Annotated in this window: 6 protein-coding genes; 2 read left to right on the top strand and 4 right to left on the bottom strand. The window is 61.6% G+C overall.

What is annotated here, in order from left to right; all coding sequences use genetic code 11:
- Positions 1 to 226 precede the first annotated feature (226 nt).
- Together QMX98_RS31820 and QMX98_RS31815 are read left to right on the top strand one after the other, a co-directional pair.
- Positions 227 to 1,111 carry a sugar nucleotide-binding protein gene (locus QMX98_RS31820; protein WP_010467310.1) on the top strand — a complete coding sequence of 295 codons (885 nt, stop codon included), beginning with the start codon at positions 227 to 229 and terminating at the stop codon, positions 1,109 to 1,111.
- Entirely contained in the window at positions 1,104 to 2,033 is a 930-nt protein-coding gene (locus tag QMX98_RS31815) for an NAD-dependent epimerase/dehydratase family protein (RefSeq protein WP_010467311.1), read from the top strand. The genes QMX98_RS31820 and QMX98_RS31815 overlap by 8 nt, the downstream gene beginning before the upstream one ends.
- A gap of 75 nt (positions 2,034 to 2,108) precedes the next feature.
- On the opposite strand, the gene QMX98_RS31810 is transcribed toward QMX98_RS31815, so the two are convergent.
- From QMX98_RS31810 to QMX98_RS31795, 4 genes are all read right to left on the bottom strand, one after another.
- The gene (locus QMX98_RS31810; protein ID WP_010467312.1) at positions 2,109 to 2,807 is read right to left on the bottom strand and encodes an OmpW family outer membrane protein; all 699 of its coding nucleotides are present in this window, start codon (positions 2,805 to 2,807) and stop codon (positions 2,109 to 2,111) included.
- Positions 2,808 to 3,028: 221 nt separating this feature from the next.
- Positions 3,029 to 3,541 (bottom strand): DUF3299 domain-containing protein, encoded by a 513-nt coding sequence (locus tag QMX98_RS31805; protein ID WP_042932995.1) that lies wholly within the window; start codon positions 3,539 to 3,541, stop codon positions 3,029 to 3,031.
- Between the two features lie 11 nt (positions 3,542 to 3,552).
- The gene (locus QMX98_RS31800) at positions 3,553 to 4,818 is read right to left on the bottom strand and encodes an ABC transporter permease (protein WP_102593808.1); all 1,266 of its coding nucleotides are present in this window, start codon (positions 4,816 to 4,818) and stop codon (positions 3,553 to 3,555) included.
- A 1-nt stretch (position 4,819) separates the two neighbouring features.
- The gene (locus QMX98_RS31795) at positions 4,820 to 5,530 is read right to left on the bottom strand and encodes an ABC transporter ATP-binding protein (RefSeq protein WP_282411936.1); all 711 of its coding nucleotides are present in this window, start codon (positions 5,528 to 5,530) and stop codon (positions 4,820 to 4,822) included.
- Positions 5,531 to 5,674: the final 144 nt, after the last annotated feature.

Here is a 5,674-nt window from a genome sequence, read left to right as displayed (position 1 = left end):
GGCTCGCTCCCACATTGGATTTGTGTGCGCCGCAGCCCCCTGTGGGAGCGAGCCTGCTCGCGATGGGGTCGGGACAGGCACCACAAATCCCGGGGATCTACACTTTACGGATGACGGTTGCGCACTAAACCCGCAAAATGCAACGATTCCGGCAACTATCAACGACATCGCCCACGGGCGCTGTCGATAAAGCCATCGTTCCAATCAGACTGGGCCTGCTGACTCTATGCGAATGCGCCTTATGTTACTGGGCGGCGGAAATGCCCTTGGGCAGGCGCTGATTCGCCTCGGTGCGGAGGAAGACATCGGTTTCCTCGCCCCCCGCCCACCGCAAGACGGCTGGGATGCCGCGAGCCTGACGCAACTGCTCGACGACACCCGCCCGGACGCGTTGATCAATCTCGCCTACTACTTCGACTGGTTTCAGGCGGAGACGGTTAGCGAACAGCGTCTGGCCGGGCAGGAGCGGGCGATCGAGCGTCTGGCCGAACTGTGCCAGCACCACAACATCGTGCTGCTGCAACCGTCGAGCTATCGCGTGTTCGACGGCTCCCGGGCGACCGCCTACAGCGAAAAAGACGAACCGGTGCCATTGGGCTTGCGCGGTCAGGCCTTGTGGCGGATCGAACAAAGCGTGCGCGCTACCTGCCCGCAACACGTGCTGTTGCGTTTCGGCTGGCTGCTCGATGACAGCCCCGACGGCACTCTCGGGCGCTTCCTCGGTCGCGCCGAACAGCCTGAAGAATTGCTGATGGCCGACGACCGCCGGGGCAACCCGACTCCGGTCGACGACGCGGCGCGGGTGATCATTTCGGTACTCAAGCAGCTCGATTGTGCGGCGCCGCTGTGGGGCACCTATCATTACGCCGGGCATGAGGCGACCACGCCGCTGGCGCTGGGGCAGGCGATCCTGACCGAAGCCCGCAGCCTGCATCCGCTGGCCATCGAAGCGCCGACCGCCCAGGCTCACGCCGCGCGCCCGGACGCCGCCGAAGAGCCGCAACACGCGGTGCTGGCCTGCAAGAAAATACTGCACACCTTCGGAATCAAGCCCCGCGCCTGGCGCGCGGCACTCCCGGGCTTACTGGATAGGTTCTATCGCCATGGCTGACGGCCCTGTTTTAATCACCGGCGGCGCCGGTTTCATCGGCTCGCACCTGACCGATGCCTTGCTTGCCAAAGGCCATTCGGTGCGAATTCTTGATGACTTGTCCACCGGCAAACGCAGCAACCTGCCGCTGGACAATCCCAAGGTCGAACTCGTTGTGGGTGACGTCGCCGATGCTGCGCTGGTGGCCCAGGCCATGCTCGGTTGCAGCGCCGTGGCGCATCTGGCCGCGGTGGCGTCAGTGCAGGCCTCGGTGGACGATCCGGTGAAGACTCACCGCAGCAATTTCATCGGCTCGCTGAATGTCTGCGAAGCCATGCGTCAGGCTGGCGTCAAGCGAGTGCTGTACGCCTCCAGCGCGGCGGTCTACGGCAACAATGGCGAAGGCGAGTCGATCGATGAAGACACGCCCAAGGCGCCATTGACACCGTATGCGTCGGACAAACTGGCCAGCGAGTATTACTTCGATTTCTACCGTCGCCAGCATGGTCTGGAGCCGGTGATTTTCCGCTTCTTCAACATTTTCGGACCGCGTCAGGATCCATCCTCGCCGTATTCCGGCGTGATCAGTATTTTCAGCGAGCGCGCGCAGAAAGGCCTGCCGATCACCGTGTTTGGTGATGGCGAGCAGACACGCGATTTCGTCTACGTTGAAGATTTGGTGGATTTGTTGGTGCAAGCCATCGAGCAACCGCAGGTCGAAGTCGGCGCGGTCAATGTCGGCTGGAACCAGGCAACTTCTCTCAAGCAAATGCTTGAGGCGCTGGAGGTGGTGGTCGGTCAATTGCCCCCGGTGAGTTACGGCCCGGCACGTTCCGGTGACATCCGCCACTCGCGAGCGAACAATCGGCGGTTGCTGGAGCGGTTTACCTACCCTGAGCAGACACCGATGAATGTTGGCTTGGCGCGGTTGTTGGGACGATAGATCGTTCCCATCACGGAGCGTGGGAACGATCATGAAAAAGGCGCCTTTCGAGGCGCCTTTTTTGTGTGTGTGGGTTTAGAACTTGTAACCCAGACCAACCATGTAGATGAACGGGTCGACGTCCACATCGACCTTGGCACGAGTACCCGGCGCCACGGCGTTGTTTTCCACGGTCGCCGTGGTGTCGATGTCGATGTAGCGCACCTGGGCGTTGAGCATGATGTTGTCGGTGATCATGTAGTCAGCACCAACCTGAAACGCCATGCCCCAAGAGTTATCCGCCTTGAAATTGCTGAAGCCGTTGGCTTGTGCTTCGCTGCCGACGTGCTCGTCGTAGATCCAGGTGTAGTTGATGCCGGCGCCGACATATGGCTGGAATACAGACTTCGCGTCCAGTGGGTAGTACACAACGCTCAGGGTTGGCGGCAGGTGTTTCAGGGTGCCGAGTTTGCCGTTGGCTGCGCCCAGGGCGGTGCCTTTGATCTTCACGTCATGCTCGAATGGCGAGGCGGCGAGCAGTTCGATCCCCCAGTGGCTGTCGATCATGTAAGCGAAGTTCAGACCCAGTTGCGTGTCGCTGCTCATGGTCGCCTTGCCACCCAGGTCGGCGCCGGCCAGAGGGCCTTGATCGACCTTGACGCTGGAGCTGTCGGCTTTCGGGTTGACGGTGATTGCACCGGCACGAACCAGGATGTCACCGGCTTCGTGGGCGTAAGCGAGCGGGGCTGCGAGCGCGACGGCAAACAGCGAAGCGCTGAGCAAGGACTTGTGCATAGGAGCTCCAAAGGACGTTAAAAATATTCGATGTCCAATGGTACGGAGGCGTCTGATACGGTCTTTTGACTCAGCTCAATGAAACAGTGATGGCCTTGTTTTTGTTGTGCGGCAGATGGCCTCATCGCGAGCAGGCTCGCTCCCACAGAGATTTGGTGATCCCCTGTGGTAGCAAGCCTGCTCGCGATAGCTATCGATCAAGCAATACAGAATCGCCGGATTCACTCCGGCAATTCATACACGTAAATCTTGTCCGCCTCCATCTGATACCCCGCGTCCGCCAGCTCACTGGTCGACGCTTTGACCTGCAACGCGCCCTCGATCCAGTACGGCTGATACAGCTCATCCAGCTTCACGCCCACTTCGCTTTTCACGTGCACGATTTGGTTCGACGGCGGTGGCGGCACATGGATGCAGGCGCCGAAATACGGCACCAGCAAAAACTCCGTGGTGCGACCTTCCTCGCTCACTTCCAGCGGCACGATGTAACCCGGCAAGCGAATGTTCTGCCCGTCGAGGTTTTTCACCACAGGTGCATTGGGCATGTCTTGTCTGGCGGCGGGCGCCGATTCCAGCGCGCTGCTCATCTGCGACAGGTCGTGCAGCGGTGTCATGTTCGGCACTTCCGGTGCGGCGTCCGGCGGGATCATTTCCGACCAGGTCAGCTCTTTCGGCTCGGCCGCCCACAGCGGCAGGGCGACCAGCATCAACAGCGCAAGCAGAGCGCGGGGCATCATTAACGTCCTCATAGTCGGATCGACAGGCCATCGGCCAGGGATTGGCGATACGCGCGCCACGCCGGCACGCTGCCCATCAGCAACGCGGCGATCAGGATGCCACCGAGCAGCGTCCATTCATACTCGCTGGGCCAGGCCAGTGGCAGGTACAAACCGTAATTGGCTTGCACATAGCCTTGGGCGAGGGCGATGCCCACATACAAAAGCCCCAGCCCGGCCATTACGCCGGCCAGTGCCAAGGCAAACGCCTCCAGCACCAGCAACGTCGCAATGTGCCAGGGCCGGGCGCCGACCGAGCGCAGAATCGCCATCTCGCGCCGTCGTTCGTTGAGGCTGGTGAGAATCGCCGTGAGCATGCCGATCAAACCGGTCAGCACCACAAACAGCGACACCACGAACAAGGCTTTTTCCGCCGTGCTCATCAAACTCCACAGCTCTTGCAGCGCCACACCGGGCAGGATCGCCAACATCGGCTCGCCACGGAATTCGTTGATCTCGCGCTGCACGGCGAACGTCGAAATCTTGCTGTTGAGGCCGAGCATGAAGGCGGTGATCGCTTGTGGCGTCAGGTCCATGTTGCGTGCCTGATCGGCGCTGATCCGGCCTTTGCCCTGGGCCGGCACGCCGTTGTGCCAGTCGACGTGAATCGCTTCCATGCCGCCGAGGCTGATGTGCAGCGTGCGGTCCACCGGGGTGCCGGTGCGTTTGAGAATGCCGACTACGGTGAACGGTTTGTCGTCGTGCTTGACCAGGCTGATCACTGCCACGCCGTGGGCCAGAACCAGTTTGTCGCCGAGTTTGTAATGCAGCGCATCGGCCACTTCGGCCCCGAGCACCACTTCGAACGGATCGCTGGCGAAGGCGCGGCCATCGGCCACTTCGAGGTGCTGTTGATGGCCGTATTGGTAGTGCTCGAAGTACGCCTCGGTGGTGCCCATCACGCGATAACCGCGATGGGAATCGCCGAGGGACATCGGGATCGCCCACTTCACTTTCGGGTTGTTGGCGAAGTGTTCGAAGCTGTCCCAACGAATGTTGTTGGTGGCGTTGCCGATGCGGAACACCGAGTACAGCAACAGGTTCACCGAACCGGAACGCGCGCCGACGATCAGGTCGGTGCCGCTGATGGTGCTGGCGAAACTGGCCTTGGCTTCGGTGCGCACCCGTTCCACGGCCAACAGCAGGCAGACCGACAGGGCAATGGCGAACGCGGTGAGGATCGCGGTAAAGCGGCGGTTAGCCAGGCTGGCCAGGGCTAGACGAAACAAATACATCTCAGACCTCGAACGGGGTGGCGGCGCGATTGAGTTCGGCCAGCGACAGGTGGCGATCGAACAGCGGCGCGAGGCTTTGATCGTGGCTGACAAACAACAGGCTCGAGCCGGCTTCACGGCATTCGGCGAACAGCAGGCGAATGAAGTTTTCGCGAGCGTCGTAGTCCAGGGCCGAGGTCGGTTCGTCGGCGAGCACCAGCTCCGGCTGACCAATCAACGCGCGCGCGGCGGCGACCCGTTGCTGCTGGCCGATGGACAGCGAATCGGCGCGGCGGCTGAGGAGGCTTTCATCCTTCAGGCCCAAGTGAGCCAGCAAAGTGGCGGCGGCCTGGTCGACGCTGCCGTGGCGCTGTTTCGCCCGCTCGGCGCGCAGTTTGGAAAAGTGGCAGGGCAACTCGACGTTCTCGCGCACCGAGAGAAACGGCAGCAGGTTGAACTGCTGGAAGATATAGCCGGTGTGATCGACGCGAAAGCGGTCACGCGCGCCGGCGCCGAGTTCGGTCAGCTCCTGGCCCAGCAGGCGAATGCTGCCGCGGTCGGGTTTCTGAACGCCCCCAAGCAGGCCAAGCAGGGTGGTCTTGCCACTACCGCTGGGGCCTTTGAGGAACAGGGTTTCGCCGGGCTCCAGGCGAAACGCCGGGATGTCCAGCAGCGGCGGGTGACCGGGCCAGCTGAAGCCCAGGTCGGACAGTTCGATGAGTGCTTGGGTCATAGCGCCGATTTCATGGGTTTTGGGTACTTGTCTCAATGTCACATCCAACACCGATCCCTGTAGGCGCGAGGCTTGCCCGCGAAGAGGCCATCTCATTCAACAGAGATGTTGACTATTAGGATGCCTTCGCGGGCAAGCCTCGCT

This window comes from Pseudomonas sp. PS02303 (assembly GCF_029959925.1).
Classification (GTDB): Bacteria; Pseudomonadota; Gammaproteobacteria; order Pseudomonadales; family Pseudomonadaceae; genus Aquipseudomonas; species Aquipseudomonas mandelii.
Note: the sequence above shows the minus strand (reverse complement) of the source record. Positions and strands in the feature narration are given on the sequence as shown.

Excerpts from the sequence above, each read along its gene's own strand:
- QMX98_RS31820 (WP_010467310.1), top strand. The coding sequence starts at position 227 with ATGCGAATGCGCCTTATGTTACTGGGCGGCGGAAATGCCCTTGGGCAG.
- QMX98_RS31815 (WP_010467311.1), top strand. The coding sequence starts at position 1,104 with ATGGCTGACGGCCCTGTTTTAATCACCGGCGGCGCCGGTTTCATCGGC.
- QMX98_RS31810 (WP_010467312.1), bottom strand. The coding sequence starts at position 2,807 with ATGCACAAGTCCTTGCTCAGCGCTTCGCTGTTTGCCGTCGCGCTCGCA.
- QMX98_RS31805 (WP_042932995.1), bottom strand. The coding sequence starts at position 3,541 with ATGCCCCGCGCTCTGCTTGCGCTGTTGATGCTGGTCGCCCTGCCGCTG.
- QMX98_RS31800 (WP_102593808.1), bottom strand. The coding sequence starts at position 4,818 with ATGTATTTGTTTCGTCTAGCCCTGGCCAGCCTGGCTAACCGCCGCTTT.
- QMX98_RS31795 (WP_282411936.1), bottom strand. The coding sequence starts at position 5,530 with ATGACCCAAGCACTCATCGAACTGTCCGACCTGGGCTTCAGCTGGCCC.